Source organism: Haloarcula regularis (assembly GCF_029338315.1).
GTDB lineage: Archaea > Halobacteriota > Halobacteria > Halobacteriales > Haloarculaceae > Haloarcula > Haloarcula regularis.
In genome coordinates this window covers 1,540,099-1,560,248 of record NZ_CP119794.1, presented here as the reverse complement: position 1 = coordinate 1,560,248, position 20,150 = coordinate 1,540,099, and the positions used below count along the sequence as shown (strand labels likewise).

26 protein-coding genes and 1 pseudogene are annotated in these 20,150 nt (G+C 56.3%); 19 read left to right on the top strand and 8 right to left on the bottom strand.

All coding sequences use genetic code 11. The features are described from left to right. Window positions 1–316: 316 nt before the first annotated feature. From P1N55_RS08500 to P1N55_RS08485, 4 genes and pseudogenes are all read right to left on the bottom strand, one after another. Window positions 317–1,870 (bottom strand): annotated as a pseudogene (locus P1N55_RS08500) (preprotein translocase subunit SecD). Next, window positions 1,867–2,730, bottom strand: a complete 864-nt coding sequence (secF, locus tag P1N55_RS08495) for a protein translocase subunit SecF (RefSeq protein WP_276278481.1) — start codon at window positions 2,728–2,730, stop codon at window positions 1,867–1,869. The pseudogene P1N55_RS08500 and the gene secF overlap by 4 nt, the downstream one beginning before the upstream one ends. Before the next feature lie 64 nt (window positions 2,731–2,794). Then, the gene (locus P1N55_RS08490; protein WP_276278480.1) at window positions 2,795–3,259 is read right to left on the bottom strand and encodes a DUF5812 family protein; all 465 of its coding nucleotides are present in this window, start codon (window positions 3,257–3,259) and stop codon (window positions 2,795–2,797) included. A 57-nt stretch (window positions 3,260–3,316) separates the two neighbouring features. Further along, entirely contained in the window at window positions 3,317–3,691 is a 375-nt protein-coding gene (locus tag P1N55_RS08485) for a hypothetical protein (protein WP_276278479.1), read from the bottom strand. Between the two features lie 287 nt (window positions 3,692–3,978). On the opposite strand from P1N55_RS08485, the gene P1N55_RS08480 reads away from it, so the two are divergent. The 3 genes from P1N55_RS08480 to P1N55_RS08470 all read left to right on the top strand — a co-directional run bounded on the left by P1N55_RS08480 (window position 3,979) and on the right by P1N55_RS08470 (window position 6,340). After that, window positions 3,979–5,271 (top strand): glucose-6-phosphate isomerase, encoded by a 1,293-nt coding sequence (locus P1N55_RS08480; RefSeq protein WP_276278478.1) that lies wholly within the window; start codon window positions 3,979–3,981, stop codon window positions 5,269–5,271. Window positions 5,272–5,341: 70 nt separating this feature from the next. Continuing rightward, window positions 5,342–6,130 (top strand): CPBP family intramembrane glutamic endopeptidase, encoded by a 789-nt coding sequence (locus P1N55_RS08475; RefSeq protein WP_276278476.1) that lies wholly within the window; start codon window positions 5,342–5,344, stop codon window positions 6,128–6,130. A 63-nt stretch (window positions 6,131–6,193) separates the two neighbouring features. Continuing rightward, on the top strand, window positions 6,194–6,340 hold the full coding sequence (locus P1N55_RS08470) for a CopG family transcriptional regulator (protein ID WP_276278475.1): 147 nt from the start codon (window positions 6,194–6,196) through the stop codon (window positions 6,338–6,340). Here P1N55_RS08470 and P1N55_RS08465 read toward each other — a convergent pair. After that, window positions 6,337–6,795 carry an NOB1 family endonuclease gene (locus P1N55_RS08465; RefSeq protein WP_276278474.1) on the bottom strand — a complete coding sequence of 153 codons (459 nt, stop codon included), beginning with the start codon at window positions 6,793–6,795 and terminating at the stop codon, window positions 6,337–6,339. The genes P1N55_RS08470 and P1N55_RS08465 overlap by 4 nt on opposite strands. Continuing rightward, window positions 6,796–7,035, bottom strand: coding sequence for a PRC-barrel domain-containing protein (locus P1N55_RS08460; RefSeq protein WP_276278473.1), 240 nt, complete (start codon window positions 7,033–7,035; stop codon window positions 6,796–6,798). 406 nt (window positions 7,036–7,441) lie between these two features. Between P1N55_RS08460 and P1N55_RS19675 the strand changes: the two genes are divergently transcribed. From P1N55_RS19675 to P1N55_RS19920, 5 genes are all read left to right on the top strand, one after another. Next, window positions 7,442–7,639, top strand: a complete 198-nt coding sequence (locus tag P1N55_RS19675) for a plastocyanin/azurin family copper-binding protein (protein WP_346430010.1) — start codon at window positions 7,442–7,444, stop codon at window positions 7,637–7,639. Between the two features lie 186 nt (window positions 7,640–7,825). Continuing rightward, entirely contained in the window at window positions 7,826–9,634 is a 1,809-nt protein-coding gene (infB, locus tag P1N55_RS08450; RefSeq protein WP_276278472.1) for a translation initiation factor IF-2, read from the top strand. Window positions 9,635–9,693: 59 nt separating this feature from the next. After that, a complete protein-coding gene (locus P1N55_RS08445) occupies window positions 9,694–10,044 on the top strand; it encodes a hypothetical protein (RefSeq protein WP_276278471.1) in 351 nt (116 codons plus the stop codon). Next, the gene (locus P1N55_RS08440) at window positions 10,037–10,672 is read left to right on the top strand and encodes a site-specific integrase (RefSeq protein WP_276278470.1); all 636 of its coding nucleotides are present in this window, start codon (window positions 10,037–10,039) and stop codon (window positions 10,670–10,672) included. Before P1N55_RS08445 ends, P1N55_RS08440 begins: the two co-directional genes overlap by 8 nt. Beyond that, a complete protein-coding gene (locus P1N55_RS19920; RefSeq protein WP_407067193.1) occupies window positions 10,653–11,066 on the top strand; it encodes a tyrosine-type recombinase/integrase in 414 nt (137 codons plus the stop codon). The genes P1N55_RS08440 and P1N55_RS19920 overlap by 20 nt, the downstream gene beginning before the upstream one ends. Here P1N55_RS19920 and P1N55_RS08435 read toward each other — a convergent pair. Beyond that, complete coding sequence (locus tag P1N55_RS08435) at window positions 11,063–11,221, bottom strand: hypothetical protein (protein WP_276278469.1); 159 nt, start codon at window positions 11,219–11,221, stop codon at window positions 11,063–11,065. The genes P1N55_RS19920 and P1N55_RS08435 overlap by 4 nt on opposite strands. Before the next feature lie 101 nt (window positions 11,222–11,322). Between P1N55_RS08435 and P1N55_RS08430 the strand changes: the two genes are divergently transcribed. The 3 genes from P1N55_RS08430 to P1N55_RS08420 all read left to right on the top strand — a co-directional run bounded on the left by P1N55_RS08430 (window position 11,323) and on the right by P1N55_RS08420 (window position 12,837). Further along, window positions 11,323–11,466, top strand: a complete 144-nt coding sequence (locus P1N55_RS08430) for a hypothetical protein (protein ID WP_276278468.1) — start codon at window positions 11,323–11,325, stop codon at window positions 11,464–11,466. 582 nt (window positions 11,467–12,048) lie between these two features. After that, window positions 12,049–12,297: a hypothetical protein gene (locus tag P1N55_RS08425; protein ID WP_276278467.1), complete on the top strand. Its 249-nt coding sequence runs from the start codon at window positions 12,049–12,051 to the stop codon at window positions 12,295–12,297. A gap of 72 nt (window positions 12,298–12,369) precedes the next feature. Then, a complete protein-coding gene (locus tag P1N55_RS08420) occupies window positions 12,370–12,837 on the top strand; it encodes a zinc ribbon domain-containing protein (RefSeq protein ID WP_276278466.1) in 468 nt (155 codons plus the stop codon). A gap of 3 nt (window positions 12,838–12,840) precedes the next feature. Here P1N55_RS08420 and P1N55_RS08415 read toward each other — a convergent pair whose 3' ends face one another. Further along, complete coding sequence (locus tag P1N55_RS08415; RefSeq protein WP_276278465.1) at window positions 12,841–13,452, bottom strand: hypothetical protein; 612 nt, start codon at window positions 13,450–13,452, stop codon at window positions 12,841–12,843. A gap of 291 nt (window positions 13,453–13,743) precedes the next feature. Here P1N55_RS08415 and P1N55_RS08410 point away from each other — a divergent pair, with 291 nt between their 5' ends. From P1N55_RS08410 to P1N55_RS08375, 8 genes are all read left to right on the top strand, one after another. Next, on the top strand, window positions 13,744–14,199 hold the full coding sequence (locus P1N55_RS08410) for a hypothetical protein (RefSeq protein WP_276278464.1): 456 nt from the start codon (window positions 13,744–13,746) through the stop codon (window positions 14,197–14,199). Between the two features lie 68 nt (window positions 14,200–14,267). Next, window positions 14,268–14,579, top strand: coding sequence for a hypothetical protein (locus tag P1N55_RS08405; protein ID WP_276278463.1), 312 nt, complete (start codon window positions 14,268–14,270; stop codon window positions 14,577–14,579). 74 nt (window positions 14,580–14,653) lie between these two features. Further along, window positions 14,654–15,229 (top strand): hypothetical protein, encoded by a 576-nt coding sequence (locus P1N55_RS08400; RefSeq protein WP_276278462.1) that lies wholly within the window; start codon window positions 14,654–14,656, stop codon window positions 15,227–15,229. 451 nt (window positions 15,230–15,680) lie between these two features. After that, window positions 15,681–15,920 (top strand): hypothetical protein, encoded by a 240-nt coding sequence (locus P1N55_RS08395; RefSeq protein WP_276278461.1) that lies wholly within the window; start codon window positions 15,681–15,683, stop codon window positions 15,918–15,920. Window positions 15,921–16,282: 362 nt separating this feature from the next. After that, a complete protein-coding gene (locus tag P1N55_RS08390; protein ID WP_276278460.1) occupies window positions 16,283–16,684 on the top strand; it encodes a hypothetical protein in 402 nt (133 codons plus the stop codon). A gap of 148 nt (window positions 16,685–16,832) precedes the next feature. Beyond that, window positions 16,833–17,273 carry a hypothetical protein gene (locus P1N55_RS08385; protein ID WP_276278459.1) on the top strand — a complete coding sequence of 147 codons (441 nt, stop codon included), beginning with the start codon at window positions 16,833–16,835 and terminating at the stop codon, window positions 17,271–17,273. 27 nt (window positions 17,274–17,300) lie between these two features. Further along, on the top strand, window positions 17,301–17,543 hold the full coding sequence (locus tag P1N55_RS08380) for a Sec-independent protein translocase subunit TatA/TatB (protein ID WP_276278458.1): 243 nt from the start codon (window positions 17,301–17,303) through the stop codon (window positions 17,541–17,543). A 3-nt stretch (window positions 17,544–17,546) separates the two neighbouring features. Continuing rightward, window positions 17,547–19,766 (top strand): hypothetical protein, encoded by a 2,220-nt coding sequence (locus P1N55_RS08375; RefSeq protein WP_276278457.1) that lies wholly within the window; start codon window positions 17,547–17,549, stop codon window positions 19,764–19,766. Window positions 19,767–20,150: the final 384 nt, after the last annotated feature.

The following is a 20,150-nucleotide window of genomic DNA, read 5'->3' as shown; positions in this document are numbered from 1 at the left end:
ACCCGACGTCCGGTACTTGGCCTTCACACCGTTCCGGCCGGCCGGAACGGTTGTGGGCTGTGGCGGTTCTGCTTCAGAGCGTTAACCTCGGAATCCTGTTACGGATCGCTTGGTTGTTGCCCCCAACGCATCCCGTCTCCTCCTGTACGGATGGTTTGAGATGCGTCGTCCAGTGTGTCCCCGCGTTCCAGCGGGAATAGATAGTAGGGCGGCAGGGATAATAAATCATTCTATCAATATTTTGCATTGAGTGACACGAGTGGGTCGCACGCCACCGCTGGCCGTGCCAGTTCGTGCCGTGGAAAAACCCGGCCGCTCAGTCCTCGTCGAGCACGAGGTTCCGCAGGATGTCGCCGTAGGCCGGTCGGGTGACCAGCACGCCCAGCAGGACGCCGACGATGGTGATGATGGCGAACCCGGAGAGGTCACCCAGCGGGAGGACCACGAGCGGGCTCATCGCGATGATGGTCGTCGCCGCCGCGGCGCCGATGACCCAGAACGCCTTGCGGAACCGGCTCTCGAAGACGCGGCCGGTCCGGACCTCCCCTTGCTGGAGGATCTCGTCACCGATGATGATGAGGTCGTCCACCCGTCCCGATGACGGCGATGAACCCGGCCAGATGCGAGAGGTTCAGCGGGTACTGGACGAACGAGACGAAGCCGAGCAACAGGAACACCTCCGAGAGTGCGGTGACGACCATCGGGGCTGCCACCTCGATGCGACCGTAACGGACGTAGACGACCATGCTGACCGCGATGACCGCGAGGATGCCCGTGATCAGCGAGTTCTGCTGGAAGCCCTCGGCGAGCGCGGGGTCCAGCGAGAGGCTGTCGTCGTTCTCGAAGTCCAGCGGCGCGGGCAGGCGACCGGACTTCAGGCTGAGTTCGACCTCGCGGGCCTCCTCCATCGACCCCGTCGACATCACGAACGTCGGGTCGTTGACGAACTCGCCGTTGGCAAAGGATGCCCCCAGCCCCTGCGTGACCGGCGCGACGAAGACCGGTTCGCCGTTCAGCGTCGCGACGATACAGCGCTCGTTTCCGTTGAGGCTGCTGGGGTTACTGTGGTTGTAGTTGTTCGGGTTACAGACCGTCTGGCCGTCGAAACCGCTGGCGGCCATCGTGCTCGCGAACTCCTCGGCGGCGCTGGCCTCGACGGTCACCGGGACGCCCGGCCCGGAGTCGCTCTGGCGCGCGGTCCCGATGCCCGCGAACTCGTCCTGATCTAAGACCTGCTCGCGGACGTGGCTCCCGTTCTCGACGGGGTAGACGGCGTAGACGCGGACGACGCCCCGCTCTTCGAGGATGTCGACGAGTTCGCCCCGGTCACGGTCGGGGCGGTGATGCTGATGAACGTCTGTCCGCCCGGCACCGCCACCTCCTGGACCGACCCGCCGCTGAGCGCCGACTCCGTGATGCGGCGGTCGACGCTGTCGACGACCTGGCTACGTGTCTCGTCGGTGACGCCGTCGCGTATCGTCTCCGGCTGGAGCCCCTCGGCTTCCAGTGCGGCGCGGAACTCCGACTCGGTGACGTTCTTCGAGAACACCTCGACGGTCCGGGTCTCGTTCGCGGCGCGGACGTCGATGGGGTCCAGGCCGAGTTCGTCGGCCACGGCCTCGGTCACGGCGGACTCGTTGTCGAAGGCGACGTCGACGCCCTCCGCGGTCATCCCGACGACGGGCGCCCGGATCCGGGTCCCGCCGCTGAGCTGGATCCCGAACTGGAGGTTGGTCAGCTGTCCCTCGGCGGCGGCCCCGTCCTCGGGCGCGGCACCCGGCGGCGTGCCGGGGACGAACAGCGCGACGGAACTCGCGAGCAGGAGGACGACCAGTAGCGCGATGCGCCAGTTGTCCCGCAGCGTGCTCATCGGTTCACCCCCTCGTACTTGTACCAGCGAAGCAGCGTGACGTTGAGCATGTAGGTGTTCATCAGGTCCGCGGAGAGTCCGAGCACGAGCACGAGGCCGATGTCGGCCATCAGGTCGATGCCAAAGAGCGTCGCGGTGACAGCCATCACGGCCATCGCGGCGATGGAGGTCACCGTCATGGTCACACCGGTCCGCATCGCGCGGTAGGTCGACTCGTAGAAGCTGCCCGACCGGCGCAGCACGTGGTTGTTCAGCAGGATGTCCGAGTCGACGCTATACCCGATGAGCATCAGCAAGGCGGCGACGATACCCAGGGAGAGCTTGATGCCAAGCAGGTTCATGACCGCGACGGGGATGACGATGTCCGAGAACGCCGAGATGACGATGGCGATGCTCGGGACGAAGGTCCGGAAGAAGACGAACGCGAGCAGACTCATCCCGACGAAGGCCACGCCCAGTCCCAGCACCGCCAGGCGCTGGTTCTCCGCGCCGAAGATCGGCGAGGTAGAGCCGCTTCCGAGGACGGTCATCCCGTCCCTGGACTCGGCGCTGTCGCGGATGTCGTCGATGTTCGAGGACTCGAACGTGACGATGTAGCGATTCTCGGCCTGCTCGATGCCCTGTACCGACGAGACGGGTTCGTCGAAGGTGGCGCGAATCTCCTCCTGTGACAGCGTCGTCTCGACCGTGATCTCCGACCCGCCGGTGAAGTCGATGCCGAAGGCGACGGGGGCCCCGGTGACTGCCCACCAGCCACCGATGACCGCCAGCGCCAGCACCAGCACCGCCAGCGGTATCGCCACCAGCTGGCGGTTCGTGTACCGGGTGTAATCGACCTCCGGGACCTCGTACTCGACCATGCGCGACGGTGTGGTACGACTCCGAATAAGCCTTCTCAATCCCGGTCGACCGCTCCACCGCCCGTCAGTCCGGCAGGTACCTGACGCTGACGACGCCGGCCGCGGTCCGCACCTCGACCCGGTCGACGCCGAGTCGGGCGGCCCGCGTGACCGTCGCCTCGTCTTCGACGACGTCCGCGGCGGCGTCGTCGGTCTGCTCGTCGGCGACGGTGAGGACGTGAATCTCGCCCTCGCCGGCCCGTTCGCGCGTTGTCAGTTCGCCGACCGACTGCTCGGCCGCCAGCGACCTGACCTGGGCGGTCGGCTCGAGGGCCACCCGCTCGACGGGAATGGTCCGCCGGTCGTGTATCTCGGCCGTGTAGGTCACCTCCATCGGCGGTTCGGGTTCGACGGTGGCCTCGACGACCTCGCCGGCCTCGACCCCGGGGTTCTCCGAGAGGGTCAGCACCTGTGCGTCGGCGACGTCGCGCAGCGTCACCGTCGCCGCTTCGGCGTGGACGACGAGGAAGGTTCCGTCCTTCGTGGTCATGTCACCCGGTAGTCGGCGCGCGCTCTTCCGGGTTTCGAAGCGGACCGGCACGCCTGCTCAGGCGTCCACGTCGCGTCGGAGGAAGCGATGGACGGCGTACATCAGGCCCACGGCCAGCAGCGGCGGCACGAGGCCGGCCAGTTGCGGGAGCGAGTAGAGCATCTCGACGACGGCGCTGTCGGTCGGTTCCTGGAGGCCCGGGGGCACCGACGCGACGAGACCGACGTACAGCGACGCGACGAACACGAGCGCCGAGAGCGCGAGCGCGCGGTCGTACCGGACCGAGGACCCGGTCCGACGGTGCCGGCGCGCGACGAGCAACACGGGCGCGAGCAGCGGCGCCACGACCAACAGGCCGACGAAGACGACGAAGGCCCGCGAGAAGGTGAACGTCCCCCCGGTGACGGCGGCCGACTGACCCAGGAGTACCACCAGTCCGAGGGCGAACACCAGCGCGATGGCGAGCGAGAGGAGGACGGCGACCGCGACGTAGCTCTTGAAGAGCCACGACTCGCTGGCCCGGAACGCATACGGGAACGCCCGGGAGCCCGTCGTAGGGCTCCGGCACGGCGTCGGCTGCCGACTCCGTCGACGTGTCTGTCATCACCCGGGCTAGGGGCCAGGAGGTGGTTAAACGCCGTGTTTCGTCGCGGCAGGGACGACATGGCCGCCACTCCGTGTGCCAACAGTATTTGTGGGCGGGGCGAGAGTCCCCGCGTATGCACCTCGACATCGGTCCCGCACTGGCGGCGACGGACCCCGGCATCGACGAAGCGGCCCTGGAGACACTCGACGACAGGGTCGCGTCCGCCCACGAGCGCATCGCGGCGGGCATGGCCGACGACGAGTTCGGCTACGCCTCGCTGAACCTCCCCGAGACGACCGACGCCGAGGCGATCCGGGCGGCCGTCGACCCCGTCTCGGAGATGGAGTACGTCCTCACCGTCGGCATCGGCGGGTCCGCGCTGGGCGCGAAGGCGATCACGGCGGCGCTGGCCGAGGACCCGGGGCGCCACGTCGTCCTCGACAACGTCGACCCCGAACACGTCGAGCGGACGCTCGCGGACCTCCCGCTTTCCGAGACGGCCATCAACGTCGTCTCGCGTTCGGGGACCACCGCCGAGACGCTGGCGAACTTTCTGGTCGTCCGCGAGGCCTACGAGCGGGCCGACGTCGACTGGACCGAGCGCATCGTCGTGACCACGGGGGAGGCGGGCCCCCTGCGTGAACTCGCGGACGACCACGACCTGCCGACGCTACCGGTCCCCGAGGGGGTCCCCGGCCGGTTCTCGGCGCTGTCGTCGGTGGGCCTGGTCGCGCCGGCCATCCTCGGGCTCGATATCGAGGCCGTCCTCGCGGGCGGGGCGAGCGCGGCCGACGACCTCGGCCCGTCGCTGTTTGACTCGCCGGCCTACGCCTACGGCGCCGTCTGTTACGCCCTCGAGGAGGCGGGCGCGTCGGTCAACGCGATGATGCCCTACGCCGAGCGCCTGGAGGTCTTCGCCGAGTGGTTTGCCCAGCTATGGGCCGAGAGCCTCGGGAAGGCAGGTCGCGGCCAGACACCCGCGCGGGCCCTCGGCGCGACCGACCAACACTCCCAGCTGCAACTGTATCGGGCCGGACCGGGCGACAAGGTGGTCACGTTCGTCCGCCCCGGCGAGCGCGCCGACGTCCCGATCCCCGATCCGGGCCACGACTCGCTCGCCTATCTCTCCGGGACCGACCTGGGCGACCTCATCGACGCCGAGTACGAGGCGACGGTGGCGAGCCTCCCGGCGGCCGACCGGCCGGCGCTGGACCTCCAGGTCGACCGGCTCGACGCGCAGGCGGTCGGCGAACTGCTCTATGCGATGGAGGCCGCCTGCGTCCTCGTGGGCGAACTCGCCGACGTCGAGACGTTCACGCAGCCCGCCGTCGAGTGGGGCAAGAACGCGACCCGCGGGCTGATACGGGGCGTCGAGACCGACGAGACCCGCATCGTCGCCGAGCGGACCACCTACCGCATCGACTGACGCGACGGTCCCGGCGGGGCCGACCGGTGGGGTCTTGAACGTCGGCGTCCAAACTGGTGACACACATCGCATGGCCCTCTCTCGCCCGTACGTCGAGGTCGCTGACAGGCAACTGCTGGTCGTCAACGTCGTCCGTGCCCTGGCCGTCGTCGCCGGCGCGTTCCTGCTGGGGTCGATCTTCCAGAGCCTCTTCGTCGCGATGCTCGGCTCCCCGTCCCAGGAAGCACTGCGTCAGTCGCCGCCGTTCTACTTCGTCGCGAACGCCACCTTCTTCGTCGGGTTCTTCGCGACGGTGCTCTGGGTCCTCAAGCTGCGTCACGACGAGCCCCTGATTCACGTCCGGACGCCGCGGTGGGCCGACGCGGGGTGGGTTCTCGGCGGCGTCGCGGCTCTGTTCGTCGCCGCCGTCGCCGTCGGCGCCGCGCTGGACGCCATCATCTCGGTGCTGGAGTCGGTCTTTGGCGTCTCGACGACCGTGGCGACGAACCAGATCATCGACATCGGCCAGGCCAACCCGGAGCTGTTCCTGTATCTCATTCCGCTCCAGCTGCTGTTTGTCGGTCCGGCCGAGGAACTCCTCTTTCGCGGCGTCGTCCAGGGACTCTTGCGCCGTTCGTTCGGCGTCGTCCCCGGCATCGTCTTCGCGAGCCTCCTCTTTGGCCTGGGCCACGTCTTCGCGCTCTCGGCGGGCGACGCGTGGACGATGGTCTTTCTCACCGCCTCGCTCGGGCTGATTCTCGGTGTGCTCTACGAGTACACCGAGTCTATCTTGGTGCCCGTGCTGACCCACGCCCTCTGGAACGCGACCCTGTTCCTGTCGCAGTACCTCTCGGCCGTCGGCGTCGACCTCCCGGTCTGACACTATCGCCGCATGACGGCTGTCTGACGGGTGTTTAAGCCAGTCGTTTGAATAGGTCGTGGTATGCCCACCCGGTTCACGGTCGTGTGTGACGACGACCAGGCCCGGGCCGTCGAGATGCTGGCGCGCCGGTACGGTATCACCGAGGACGAGGTGCTCCAGCAGCTGATCGATCTGGGGCTGGAATCGCTCGAGGAACGGCCGGTCTAGGCCGGATTCTTCCGCGAGAGCGAGCTGCCACAGACGGGACAGCGGTCGTGGTTCTCGTCGAACTCGCGGCCACACCCCGCACACTGGAAGTGCCAGTCGCGCTGTTCGGTGATGCCCTCGCGGGCGATGACCTCGACGCGCACCTCGAGTTTCTCGGCGACGTTCTGCATGGCGTAGTCGTCAGTGACCAGCCGCCCGTCGAGTTCGAAGGCGGCGGCCACCAGGCGAACGTCAGTCTCCGAGAGTTCGGCGAGGTCGCCCGTCTCGCGGGCCGCGCGTTCGATACGTTCGACGGTGTTCCCCTCGGGGATGTGAAGGTGCATCCCGGTGCCCTCCAGCGCGTCGAAGCGGAAGGCCGCCTCGTCCTCCAGTTCCTCGCGGACGAGCGGTATCGACGCGGCTTGCTCGCCGGTGTGATACTCGTTGATGAAGGCCGACGAATCCAGAACGTACATCTACCGGTCGATTATCATGTGGTCCTTGACCGCGCGGACCCGTTCGACGGGGACGATGAGCCGTCCCTGGTCGCTGTACTCGAAGTCGGTGTTGCGGAGCGTCTCGGCCGGTTCGATGACGAGGTTCTTCAGCGCCCCCGAGGAGAGGTCCATCGTGATGTTATAGAGGCTGCCCAGTTCGGCACCGTCTGCGCCCATCACGTCCTTCCCCGAGAGGTTCTCTGCGAGTATCTCTGCCATACTCTCCTTTCCGAGTCCGGTACCATAAACGCCACGGGGTGTCAGACGGGCGTCGGCCCCAGCGTTAAGCGTCGCCGGGCCCGAGACTGTGTATGAGTCGACCACGACGCCACTTGCTTGCGTCACTCGCTGTGGGACTGACCGGCGCGTTCGCCGGGTGCGGTGGCGACGGCGGTGACGAGACCCCCACCGAGGACCCGACGCCCACCGAGACGGCGACGGCGACTGCTACCGCGACGCCCACGGCGACACAGACGGCCACGCCCACCGCCACGGTAACGGAGACGCCGACACCGACAGCCACCGACGCTGTCGACGCCGCCCAGCGCGTGGCTGTCGGTCCCGGCGACTTCGTCTTCGACCCGGAGACGTTCTCGGTCCCCGCCGGAAGCACCGTCCTGTGGGTGTGGGAGAGCAGCAACCACAACGTCAAGCCGTCGTCGACACCGGACGGGAGCGACTGGACCGGCACCCCGGGGACAGTCAGATCTTCGACACCGGCCACACCTACGCGTACACCTTCGAGGTCCCCGGCGAGTACGCGTACTTCTGCCGGCCCCACCGGAGCCTGGGGATGACCGGGTCGTTCACCGTCACGGAGTGACGGCGTCGGCGGGGCAGACTCGCCGCCGTGTTCGACCCCGTCCCCGAACCGGGCACCCAGTGACACCGCGACCGCCGCCGGGAAGGCACAATCGCCACGTGGTGGCGCCACACACACGGTCTCGGGCGATGACGATGAACTTAACTGGCACCGGAAACTCCCTCAAGACAACTTCTGGAGCCATCTATGTCTGACACGGACGCCACACCAGAGACCGACGCCGCATCCCTCCGAACGCCGATCGTCGCCGTCCTGGGCCACGTCGATCACGGCAAGACGAGCCTGCTGGACCGCATCCGCGGATCGGCCGTCACCGCCGGCGAATCCGGGGCCATCACCCAGCACATCGGGGCGACGGCGGTCCCCCTGGAGGTCATCTCCGAGATCGCGGGCGAACTCGTCGACCCGACGGACTTCGACCTCCCGGGCCTGCTGTTCATCGACACGCCGGGCCACCACTCCTTTTCGACGCTGCGCTCGCGCGGCGGGGCGCTGGCCGACATCGCCATCCTCGTCGTCGACGTCAACGACGGGTTCCAGCCCCAGACGCTGGAGGCCATCGACATCCTCAAGCGCACCCAGACGCCCTTCGTCGTCGCCGCGAACAAGGTCGACACGATTCCTGGCTGGAACCCCAACGAGGGCGCACCGATCCAGCAGACGATGGAGAAACAGTCCGAGCGCGTCCAGTCGGACTTAAACGAGAAACTCTACGAGATCATCGGACAGCTGTCCGACAACGGCTTCTCCGCGGACATGTACTGGCGAGTCCAGAACTTCCAGAACAACATCGGCGTCGTCCCGGTCTCCGCGGAGACCGGCGAGGGCATCCCGGACCTGCTGACCGTCCAGATGGGCCTGTCCCAGCGCTACATGAAAGAAGAGATGGAGATCGACGTCGACGGGCCCGCCGTCGGGACCGTCCTCGAGGTCAAGGACACGCAGGGCTTTGGCGCGACGCTCGACGCCATCATCTACGACGGCACCATCCACAAAGACGACACCATCGTCGTCGGCGGGCTTCAGGGCCCCATCGTCACGGACGTCCGCGCGCTGCTTCGCCCGCGGCCCTTAGAGGAGATTCGCACCGAAAAGCAGTTCGAGCAGGTCGACGAGGTGGCGGCCGCCGACGGCGTGAAGATCGCCGCGCCTGACCTCGACGACGCCATCGCCGGCGCGCCAATCCGCGTCGTCCGCGACCGTGACCGCACCCAGGTCATCGCCGAGGTCGAGGAGGAACTGGCCGAGATCGAGGTGACCACCCAGGAGGAGGGCGTCGTCGTCAAGGCCGACACGCTCGGGTCGCTGGAGGCCATCTCCAGTACGCTCGCCGAGGAGGAGATTCCCATCATGCGCGCCGAGGTCGGCGCCGTCGCCCCGCGGGACGTCCGCGTCGCCGAGACGGCCAACGAACCGACCCACCGGGCCATCCTGGCGTTCTCCGTCGACGTGCTCGACGACGCTCGCCGACTGGCCGACCAGGAGGGCGTCGAACTGTTCGAGAACGACGTCATCTACCAGCTCGTCGACGAGTACGACGAGCACGTCACGGCCATCGAGGAGGCTCAGCAGGAACAGATTCTAGAGAACATCACCCGCCCGGCGAAGTTCCGGATTCTGCAGGACCACACCTTCCGGCAGTCCGACCCCGCCGTCGTCGGCGTCGAGATCCTCTCGGGGGCGTTGCGCCGGAACGTCAACGTCGTGAAGTGGGATGGCAACGAGGAGAAGCGCGTCGGCCACTTAAAGACCATCCAGGACGAGGGCGAGGACGTCGACGAGGCCCGGACCGGCGAGCGCATGGCCGTCTCCATCGACGGCCCGACGGTCGGCCGCCAGATCGAGGAGGGCGACGACCTCTGGGTGGAGATCCCCGAGAAACACGCGAAGATCTTAGAGCAGGAGCTCACCGAGGACATCAGCGTCGACGAGCGCGAGGCACTGTCGATGTACTTAGAGAAACAGCGCAAGCGGGATCCGTTCTGGGGGAAGTGAATCAGACTTTACTTAACCCATACGTAAGACCTTAGTTCCGGGCGCATAGACACATCCTCATGGAAGAGGGTTACACCAATTTCACATTGCGGATGAAAGAGGAAGATCGGGACGAGTGGAAGGACGCCGTGGAATACTCCGACCAATTCAGTAGCCTAAGCCAATTAGTCCGCTACTCTGTTGAACAAGAGATTAGGCGCATAGAAGACCGCCAAGAAGGAGACCTAACTAAAGAAGAAAAAGAAATCCTGAGTAAAATAGAACACGAAGAAAACAGAACTAGAGACATACTAAGAGACATTCAAGAAAAACTAAACGAATTACAAGAAACAAATCTATCCATTAGTGAGGCCAAAGTGTTAGAAAAAGAACAAACCGCTACAATTCTAGAAGGAATTGAAGATGAGTGAAAACGAAAGTAAAGAAGAAAAAACTAGAGGGAGTAATAAAGAACGAGAAAAAGAAATACAAGACTTAACCCTCGAATCTTACTATAAAGACCTAAAGAGCGACCGACCCGACAAAGACACAGCAGGAATCTACAGAGAGACTTTCATATACTTAGAAGAATGGATTCAAGATAAAAATAGCATAGACTCATGGAGAGATTTACAGCCAGAACATCTGTCCCTGTTTCGGTCGCATCTGAAAGACGACGAAGGACTTTCAGGACTCACTCGAAAACAGCACTTCCAGCGCCTAAGGTCGTTCTTTCGAGACCAAGATGACACCGAGGAACTGGTTGAGAAGATCAATGGGTGGAAGTTCGAACGGCAGACCTTGGAGGCTAAAGAGACTAACAACGAGGTTAATTTCCTAACCATACCGGAATACCAGAAAATAGTTGATGCCTGCCAATCCACAAGAGAAGAGCTAATAATCCGTGGTCTCTGGGAGTTAGGAATTAGGCGAGCAGAATTTGCGGAGCTGAAGATAGACCATCTCAACCGAGATATACAGACCGTAGACGTAGACAATAAAGAACTGGAAGACCCGAGAGATACCATATTCAGAGGAATTGAAACCTGTACTATCTGAATGGCTCGACTACGGAGGACGTGACCAATACAGTAAATCCGCCGACTCCGACTATTTGATCGTAACCCAACACTCCGAACAGGTGAGACCCAATTATATTAACAAAATCGTTCGGCGGGTAGCAGACAGGACAGACGTGACTAAGGAGATCACAGACGACGCTAAAGGTAATACAAGATGGTTCCCCACAGCTCGACATTTCCGCAACTCCTACGCTACCCACAGAGCAAATTCTGGTATGGTCCTAAGCAAATTATCCACTCTAATGGGGCACATGTCGGAAGAAACCACGGCTCGCTACTGTGCCGATCTCACTGAGGAGCTAATAGACGCCAACGACAACCACAGACCCAAATCTAAAAATATGGCTGAAGAACTGGCAAGAGAGCTTTAATCCTCCAAGTGGTCGGCGTCCTCGATCTCCGTGAATTCTAAGCCCTCCCCTTCAATGCGGAGAAGCTCCCCATCCTCTTCGTGTACCACAATAGCCGTCCTCTGGTCGTCATCAATGAAACAGTCCATCTCATCTGTAACCTCTCTTGAATCCATATTAGAATAGAATAGACTCGAATGTAAAATAGTTTCTAGTATTAATAACTTGCGATAAACTTTTAATATAGTAGATATAACAATAATATAGTAAGATAACAATGAGCCTCCAACAGATAACAAGAGAAGAGAAGGAAAACGAACAAGAAGACACACTAGCCAGAGTATGCGACACCCATTCTCTCCTCTACGATCCCGACGAGAACTGTCCCAAATGTATAGAAAACGAGCTTCTCAACTCCTAAGCTCCTTGTTCTATAAATAGATGTGGCGAGACACAACAGAAATAATGTTGTGTGTGTTGGCAGGATACACCCCTAAATTATAGAGAGAAAGTAAAGAGACGAACTATTCTAATACCTTAACTAGAAGTAGAACATGAGCCGTTGTTGGGGACGACTATAAACTATTGTTGAAGTGAACGAATGAACGTAGTGAATGAGAGAACGAAACAATACACTACTTAGAAAGACACTATATTATTAGTATATTAGAGAGTAGAAGACTTGTAAAGGTAGAAAAACAGTATTTACACCCCATTTACAAAAAGTATAGAAAGGTTTATAGGGGTGTAAATACTTTTAGCAAAGGCAAGAGTTGTTCTTTAGCTAAGGGTATATTTTGCTCTGCGCATTTACTTAATGCGCTTGAGCAAAAAAACGACCTACTCTCTACTCCGTCGCCGTCCCTCGATTCTCTTAGACTGTTGAGAGTGCCGTGAGAACTTATTAAGTATATGAGCTAATACATTCCACCAATGTCTGGAGAAGAGTACGACATAAAGTGGAGACGAGATAGCAATAAACCCCGACCAGAAGACGAGTTAGATGTTGAAAGCCGAAGAGAAGCATTACAGGAAATCCTCGAAGACCTTGATGTTGAAGAAGAAGTTGAGCCTGAAGCCTGTTGGACGGAAATTAGGAGGAGATCTGCCCTACTTTACCATCGCCAATTTAGCCCTCGCTACAACCCAAACGGCAATAATGCTCAAAAACTACATAGAGAACCAAGGAGACAAAGCCGTTCTATCTGACGAAATAAAAGAGAAGATCGACGAATACCACGAAGACCAATAAAGACTACCCGACTCATAGAACAGTCTTAGAGACTTAGGTTTATCAGAGTAGCTGGTATACAACACGCATATAATGGCATACTGTTCCAATTGTGGGGCTGAACACGACCCAAGCGACTCATTCTGCCCGTCGTGTGGTGACGATCTCGACGGGCCAACCGAACCCGAGAGACAAACGGAGAGCGAATCACCGACAGCAAAGGAAACTGGAACGTGTGTGAAATGCGACTCAGAAATATCGGTAGAGGCAGATAAGTGCCCAAATTGTGGTTATGAACCAGCAGCTCACGGAATCCTCGGTTCAATAGGAGTTGGTCTTTCGGCGGGTGCGTCTATCCTCTTGGGCGGTCTCATCCTGATTATTTGGGTCGTAGCAATTGGTACAGACTTTGGCATTCAGGGCGCACTCACACTCACCGCCTTCTTTGGGTTTATCCTACTATTCCCACTCGGGATTCTCTATGCGACCATACAGAAAGAGATGAAAACACCGACCGGGCAGAAGAAGGACTGGCGAGAAGAAATTCTCGGAGACGACTAACGGTTAGAAGTCAACGTGGCGAACGATGGAGAACCTAAATCGCTCGTGAGGAACCCAATGTTCCATTCGTTCAGGAGTCCCGCCCTCACCCTCATACTTCTCTGCCTTCTCCAGTAGAATTTCCGCTAGCTCCTTCATGGGAACAGCACCGCCTCGGTCTTCGATCTCCTCGATTGCCTCCTCGGTTACGGGGTGCGTTCGGTCGTCATCAGGTCCCGAAATCTTGTAGACTTCGCCCCCAGTTTCCTGATCGAGATACGTATTCACCCGATCCAACATTTCGATAGAAGCCATCTCAGTCCATACTATCGTTTCCAGCAGCTCGTCGTCTATGTCCAATTCATCCTCTAACGGAGAACGAACAGACCTCTGGCTGTATCCTTCCGTACTCTCCAGCTCTTCCTTCAGTTTCTGGGCGATGGTGCGTGCCTGTTCTTCCGTTACGTCGTAGTGTTCGTAGACGATCCCAGTTCGTTTCTCGACGTTCACTCGGTCTTTAACAGCCCACTCTGGAACGTCAAACACGCCACCCGTTTCTACAGACTCGTTTTCTTCGTCGCTCCCCGAGCTGTCACCACTACTGAGAGCGTCCGAAACCTTATCGAAGAGTCCCATAACCGAGAGTGTGAGTCCAAGTACACATTAACTTGCGGGGCTCAGTCCAACTCCCCACTCACACACAAAGACCCCATCCCTGTACCCTTAACACACACAACCGAATTATTGTAGCGAGATGCTACATCTATTTTTGAAACGCCTGAAAAACGGCAATAGAGAGAATATAGAGGTTTAGAGCTATAGCCATAGAAAACATACCCTCCCTATACCAGTAACACACACAACTAAGATAATGTAGCAAAACACAACAAAACTTATAGGAGAGAAAGAATAAAGTAAGTAGTACAAATGAGCGAAAAAGTACAATTGAATATCAAAGTGGAAAAAGAAACGAAAGAAATAATCGAACAAGAGAGCGAGCGCATAGGTGGTTCTAAGCGGTTTATGGGAACATACGTGGATAGAGTCATACAAAATGAAGGAGACGATTCTAAGGCTATTCTGGAGCGCCTAGATAGGATAGAGGATGAGTTAGTAGATACCGAAACAATAGAGAAGAGTAGACCACAAGAAACCCAAACAGATGAGAGCCAAACAGAACTGGAGCAGAAGGTAGAGCAAGGAGAGCCAATCGACCCAAGCGAACATGACCTTACGCAGATGAAAGGGTCCGGTCAAGCAATGGAAGCTGCTGAGTTAGTCGTTAGGCACGAGAAGGGAATGACGGAAGAAGAGATCGAGGAGCTGTTCTCTTCTATGTTCGATTACTCGGTTAACGCTGCGAGACAGAAAGAAAGGCTCTGATGGGTCGTCTAAACAAGATCGACATAGTAGACGACCAAACCCTACGAAGTCGTCTCGTAGATACAGAGATGGGCGACTGGGGCTGGCATAAGATGTCGGAGACAGGTAACGAGACTATCAGCCCACACAGGAACGTAAGCAATCCGAAGGAGTGGTATATGGACACTCACGGGAGAAACCTGAACCAGTTCCTAACCGACAAGGTAGCAACGGACCTAAGCGAAGAATACGTTACAGACGAAAGACAGAAAGAAGCTCTCCAAATCCTAAAGTCACGGCTCGAACACATCAGAGAAGATCTGGATGACGAGCTAGTTCGGGACCGAGTGGAGTTTCTTATGGTGGAAGTTCAGAACCAGATTAACAACCTCGAAGACTAACTATTCTCCTCCCTTTCTGCCGTAAATCAACAGCAGGCGACAGCCCTTTAGTGTCATATATTCAATAATTATGTATGAGCGTTACAGTATACGACGAAGAAAATGACGAAGAAGTTCAGATGGGTAGAGTTCCGATTGAAGACAACTGTGAGGAGTTCCTTCGGACCTTGTACGACGCCGAGGAGTACCTATCGACGCAGACAATAAAAAGTCTCACAGGACTAACACGGCAGAATATACACTACCGATATAACAAGTTCGGACGCAAAACATACACCGAAATAATAGACGTTAGAGAAGTTGAAGACGACTATCTCCCTCGTCACAAAGACCAGATGTTAGAGGCTGCTCTAACAGACAAAGGAGAGAAGCTAATTGACCAAGGGCTTCTCGGAGATCCAAACGCAGAGATGGAGCAGGAGACCGTCGAGATCACCAAGGAAAGGTATGAGGACATGGAAGAAGAAATAGACAGTCTCCACAACCAAGTCAACGCTCTCCGGGATCAGCTCAACGAGTTAGAAAGATCTTCCAGAAAGAACCGAACAGAGATCGAGCAGATCAAGAGTGGAAGCAGAGAATGGGCATCTTCGCATTGGCAACGAAGAAGGCTCTTCAGAAGACAGATGTGGGCTTCAGAGAGTGCTTAGAAGAGGCTCGTGATGAGAAGCAATAGTTTTCCCCACCTTTTCCCTTCGACCCCCTTCAAACCCGTCTAACAGGCGTCTAATCTAATACCCTTCAGAGACCCGTCTAGGTGGGGTAAATGGGCTCGCCCGACATTATATGTTCATATAAGAACTAAAAAGACGCTACAGCACAACCCAAATTCAAATCTTCTTAGAATAACTCAAATTCAACCTCTAAGAGAAACCGAACCCCAACTAATGAGAGATCACCTAACCCCATCCTCCAGTAACACACACAACTCTCTCTTTACTGTGAGTCACTACACGAGAAGGAAAGTCCAACTGTACTAAGAATACCTAACCCTATATCCGAATAACACACACAACTAAAATAATGTAGCAAAACACAACAAAACTTAAAGGGTGGGTGAATAAATATACATATACAATGCGAGAAAATACTGATCCTAGAATGGACAAAGACGCAGAACAGTACGACAAATACAGACAAGAAAAAACACAAGAAGCTAAGAACGAGATTCAGGAACACGAAGACCAGATTCTTAAACTGGTTAAAATCAATGCTGGCAGTCAAGAAGTGGTTTACCTGTTACCTGACGAAATCGACCCACGAGACCTAAGCGGGATGAAAGGAGGATCTGACAAGTGGGCATGGATTGAGACACAAGAAGCCTACAAAAATATAGCATAACAATGAACGACACACAACACAAACCTAAGACAGAAGCACGAGTTGAAGAGTTACAGAATAAACTAAATGCGTTCGAGTACTTGAAGATTTCAGAGGTACAAGACGATATAAGTCTAGATATACAAACAAACGAACTTGGAATTAAAATAAGTCGAACGGAACAAGTTGATATTGACACTCTCGCCTATGTGATAGATCCAAAGGCGACAGTGGAGTTTTACAGTACTCCTGAAGAAGTTGTTAACTCGGAACGATAAACTCCTTATCTTTTTCTTTCAATTGCTTTTAATCGGGTTAGAATCGTCTCTATAAGAAAAATATAACTGTAGGGCAATTCTATAGAGGATTAGAGGTAAACCAGAATGCCCTTTGAGAAAGTTAGCGGTCGAGCAAGCGGAGATGCGACAATTAGCCTCAGAAAATCAGGAGGAATCGGAATCAGTACCGCAGCAATGGAGCAATGGTTCGAAGACGCTGAAGGGGCAGAGATCTACTTCGATGAAGAAGAGCGACGGTTGGGGCTCAAGCCTGTCGAGGAGTCCACTGACGACTCTTATTCCCTCTCCCGGTCGAACTCGGGCGGGTCTATCGTTCCCATGTCGATCCTCAAGAGGTACGATCTCGTGCCTGAAATCACGCAGAAGTACGAGCCCGAGATCGAGAAGATCAATGGAGACACCGAGCTGATCACCATTTCAGTAGAAGATCCCGTGGGCACGTATGGGTCGCCCGCAGAAACGAAGACGAAGAAGAATAGAACTTAACTGTTCTATACTATTCTAGAGTCATATTTGGGCTAGAGATACATCTAACCTCAATATTTATATAAACTTAGTAGGCCATCCTATAACGATTCTAGAACAATGTAGAAGGATTTAAATACTACTTGTGATTATTTATAGAATCGCAACAATGGTTTCAGAATATGTAATGGGGTTACATCACAATCAATCTCTTGACGAGATGGATTCGTGGGACGCCCTCGCCTTTGGTATCGGTAGTATAGGATTTATGATTCAGCTTGGGATTATCGGGACGATCTCTGTGTTAGGATTTGACCTCACAGCGTCAGTCTTCTCCGACCCATTCACAGTTACAATCGGGTTTATAATGGTAGAGGCTTCGGCACTCGCCATTTTCCTTACTAACAGGTTTACAGCCTCCACATTCGGACAGATGAGCCTATTAGAGCAAGGGTCGCTATTGACAGCACTTGGGACGCCTATATTAGTAGCAGTTTCCCCTGCCGTTATGGGATTCGTCCAGACGAACGTGTGGACTATGCTAATCTTCGGTGGAGTCGGCGTCACTGGACTCTTCCTAAGCGCAGTCGAGCCACGAACGGCGAAGTAAACCCTCTAACACGGTGATTTTCAATTTATGTTCACTCCACTATTCGCAGGCATTCCGGGCGGTCCAGAGTTGTTAGTTATAGCAGGAATTGCGGTCTTGCTATTCGGAGCTAACAAGATCCCCAAGCTAGCCAGATCCTCAGGTCAGGCAATTGGGGAGTTTAAAAAGGGTCGTCAGGAACTCGAAGAAGAAATAGAAGAAACTACAGAGATTAATGAAGAAAAACTTAACAAAGAGGAACAGACACAAAAAGAAATAACTACAAATTAAACTATGACAGAAACAGAACTAGAAAACAGAAACGAAACAGTAGAACAGGCAAGAAAAGAAGAACAGAAGGGCTATATGCTCAATCGTAGGCGGATGCTCCAAGCAACCGCAGGAGCAGGAGCGGCAGCCGTAGGATTCGGAGCAGGAGGAGACGCAGTACCTCAGCAGCTACAGGCAGTAGACGACGCAGAAGCTTTCGCTCCCCTCGTCGTGGGCGCAGGCGTCGTCTTGGGTACTCTCTCAGCCTCCGCCATGACGGACATAGCAGGCGAGACCACAGCTATCGTCCACGACTTCCTAACGGACGCAGACACGCAGATCAAAGACAAAGATAGCCCTGTGAGAGAAGCGGCACACAGTACCGCTATACAGGCTCAGGGCACTTCTACGCAGTTCTTGGACAATTACGAGAACAACCTTCGGTTTATTGAAGGCAACGTCGAGCAGGTAGCCGACCGAGACCTTATCACAGACTTCGACACGATCACGTCGGAAAGTGGAGCGGTTAGTATTGCTGAATCCGCCGCCTCCTCGTACCTGAACAAATCCGTCGATCAGGTCTTAGAGACGTACAACTTCCAAGCCTTGAGCGCCAAGCAGATTATGGAACAGCTTGATACAGCAGGCTTCTCTGGCGATTATGGAGCTGTTGAGGTTATCCATGCGTCACAGTCCTCGGATCTAAGCAACGTGAGCGGTCAGGCTCACATAATCTTAGAGGATAATATAACATTCGACACTGGTGGCGGGACTGCGGCAATGAATCAGTTCGACAACTTATACATCAAGGGTAATGGATACAGCATCAACTCAGACGCCACCTATACTATCGATCAAAACAGCGGTTGTTCAGTCGTATATAAAGATGTGACAGTGGACAAGATCCGTCAGGAGGACACTGCTAACTACTACAATACTACTGTTGACAGCTTCACAGACAGCTCGGGAGTCGATTTCTACCAAGAGAATTCAGACCTTGCGAGCAATAGTATGAACGAAGTTAGTAATCCTATTGATATTCCAGTTACGGGTTCTTCCTCGATAACTCTCGACCCAGCCGACATTTCCAGCACTGTAACGACTACAGGCGTCACGAACAGCTCGGAAGAAACTGTAGATCTTCCAGCCGTAGAAGAAACGCTCGCTTCCAGCTATTACTCCGAGGACAACCCCGCCACGCTAGCAGTTCCATACGATACCAGCGCAGGGGCATTTGTTGACCATACCACTAAGTCGTTAGTGGTTAGAACTTCGACTTCAGGCACGGCAGACTATGCGAAAGTGCTTCCAATGGTGGAGTTCTGGGATGTAATCAATACCCGAGACTCTCTCTCCTCGAATGCGTTCGATTCAGTAGCGCAGTACGCTACAGATATGTACAACGACTACATCAGCCAGAACGACACTGTAGGCGACCTAAGCGGTGACGAGCGGGCAGAATTCAGCGATCTGGTGAAAGACATTAACACCGACGACCCACGTTCGGTTATTCAGAGCTATGTCGGCCTATATGATGGACTAATGCGTCCGTATGAAACCTCTGTAAAACTTGAAGGAGTTAGTACCGGAGACACATACTCGGGCGTACTATTCAGCACGGACCTAATGTCGCTCACAGGCGGCACAATCTCCGCTGGTGATATATTAGATGTGGACGGCGGGAGCAACTCAGAAACGTTCACGAGCGTAGCTCAAGGCGATACTGTCACCGTCTCGAATGTACCGATCCAGTCCATTACCAGCGCCACCGACAGCGGCGGAACTGATGTTTCCGCTGATGTTTCTGTTGTGGACGGCGAAGCTGGAGAGGTTGAATATTTCGGGTCGTCTACTATCGACCTAACTCTGGAATACAACTACGGAGTCCAGAGAGCCTTCGTTGTAGACACAGACTCTCTCGAAGGTAAAATGGCGAAAGACCTCACTGGCGAGGACTTCGTAGTTAACGAAGTTCTCGACGGCGGAGAGAGTGTAGGAAGCCTCGACGTGAGAGACTACGACTTCAAGGATACCGACCTTACAGAGTCCGCTAACGCCCTCGAAGACCTCGAAGTAACGATTAGCCGCACAGACGGCAGCGGAGGAGGCGGTGGTGGAGTCATTGACGAGAACAACGCCATCTATGTGATCCTCACTGTTGTCGGTCTCGGTGGGGTCGTCGCATGGCTAAACCGACAGGGCGGTGAAGGAGGCTCTGGAGGCTCCAGATCGGGCGGGTGGTAAAATGCCCCGAGACGCCCTAATTACAGGGCGCTCGCTCTTCATCAGTTTCATCTTTACCGTAGGCTATGCGCTCTTCAGCGACATAGTGAGCGACCTAACACCGCTCGGTCTTCCATTAATCCAGCGTATTGTATTGTTCTTTGGAATAATCCTCACTCTAAACGCCTTCTTCAGGTACTACCAAGACGTGGCACAGTGATAATATGATTTGGATATTATACCAACTCGCAAAGATTCTATTTAAGCCCAAGATTCTGATAGTGACAGGGCTATTCTTCGGTGTTCTACACCTTACCGGGATATATCCGTTCCCTGTATTTGTAGCAGATACAGTCCTGCTTATCGGAGATATAATCGCTTGGGCCTCAAATAAAATTCTCGAAT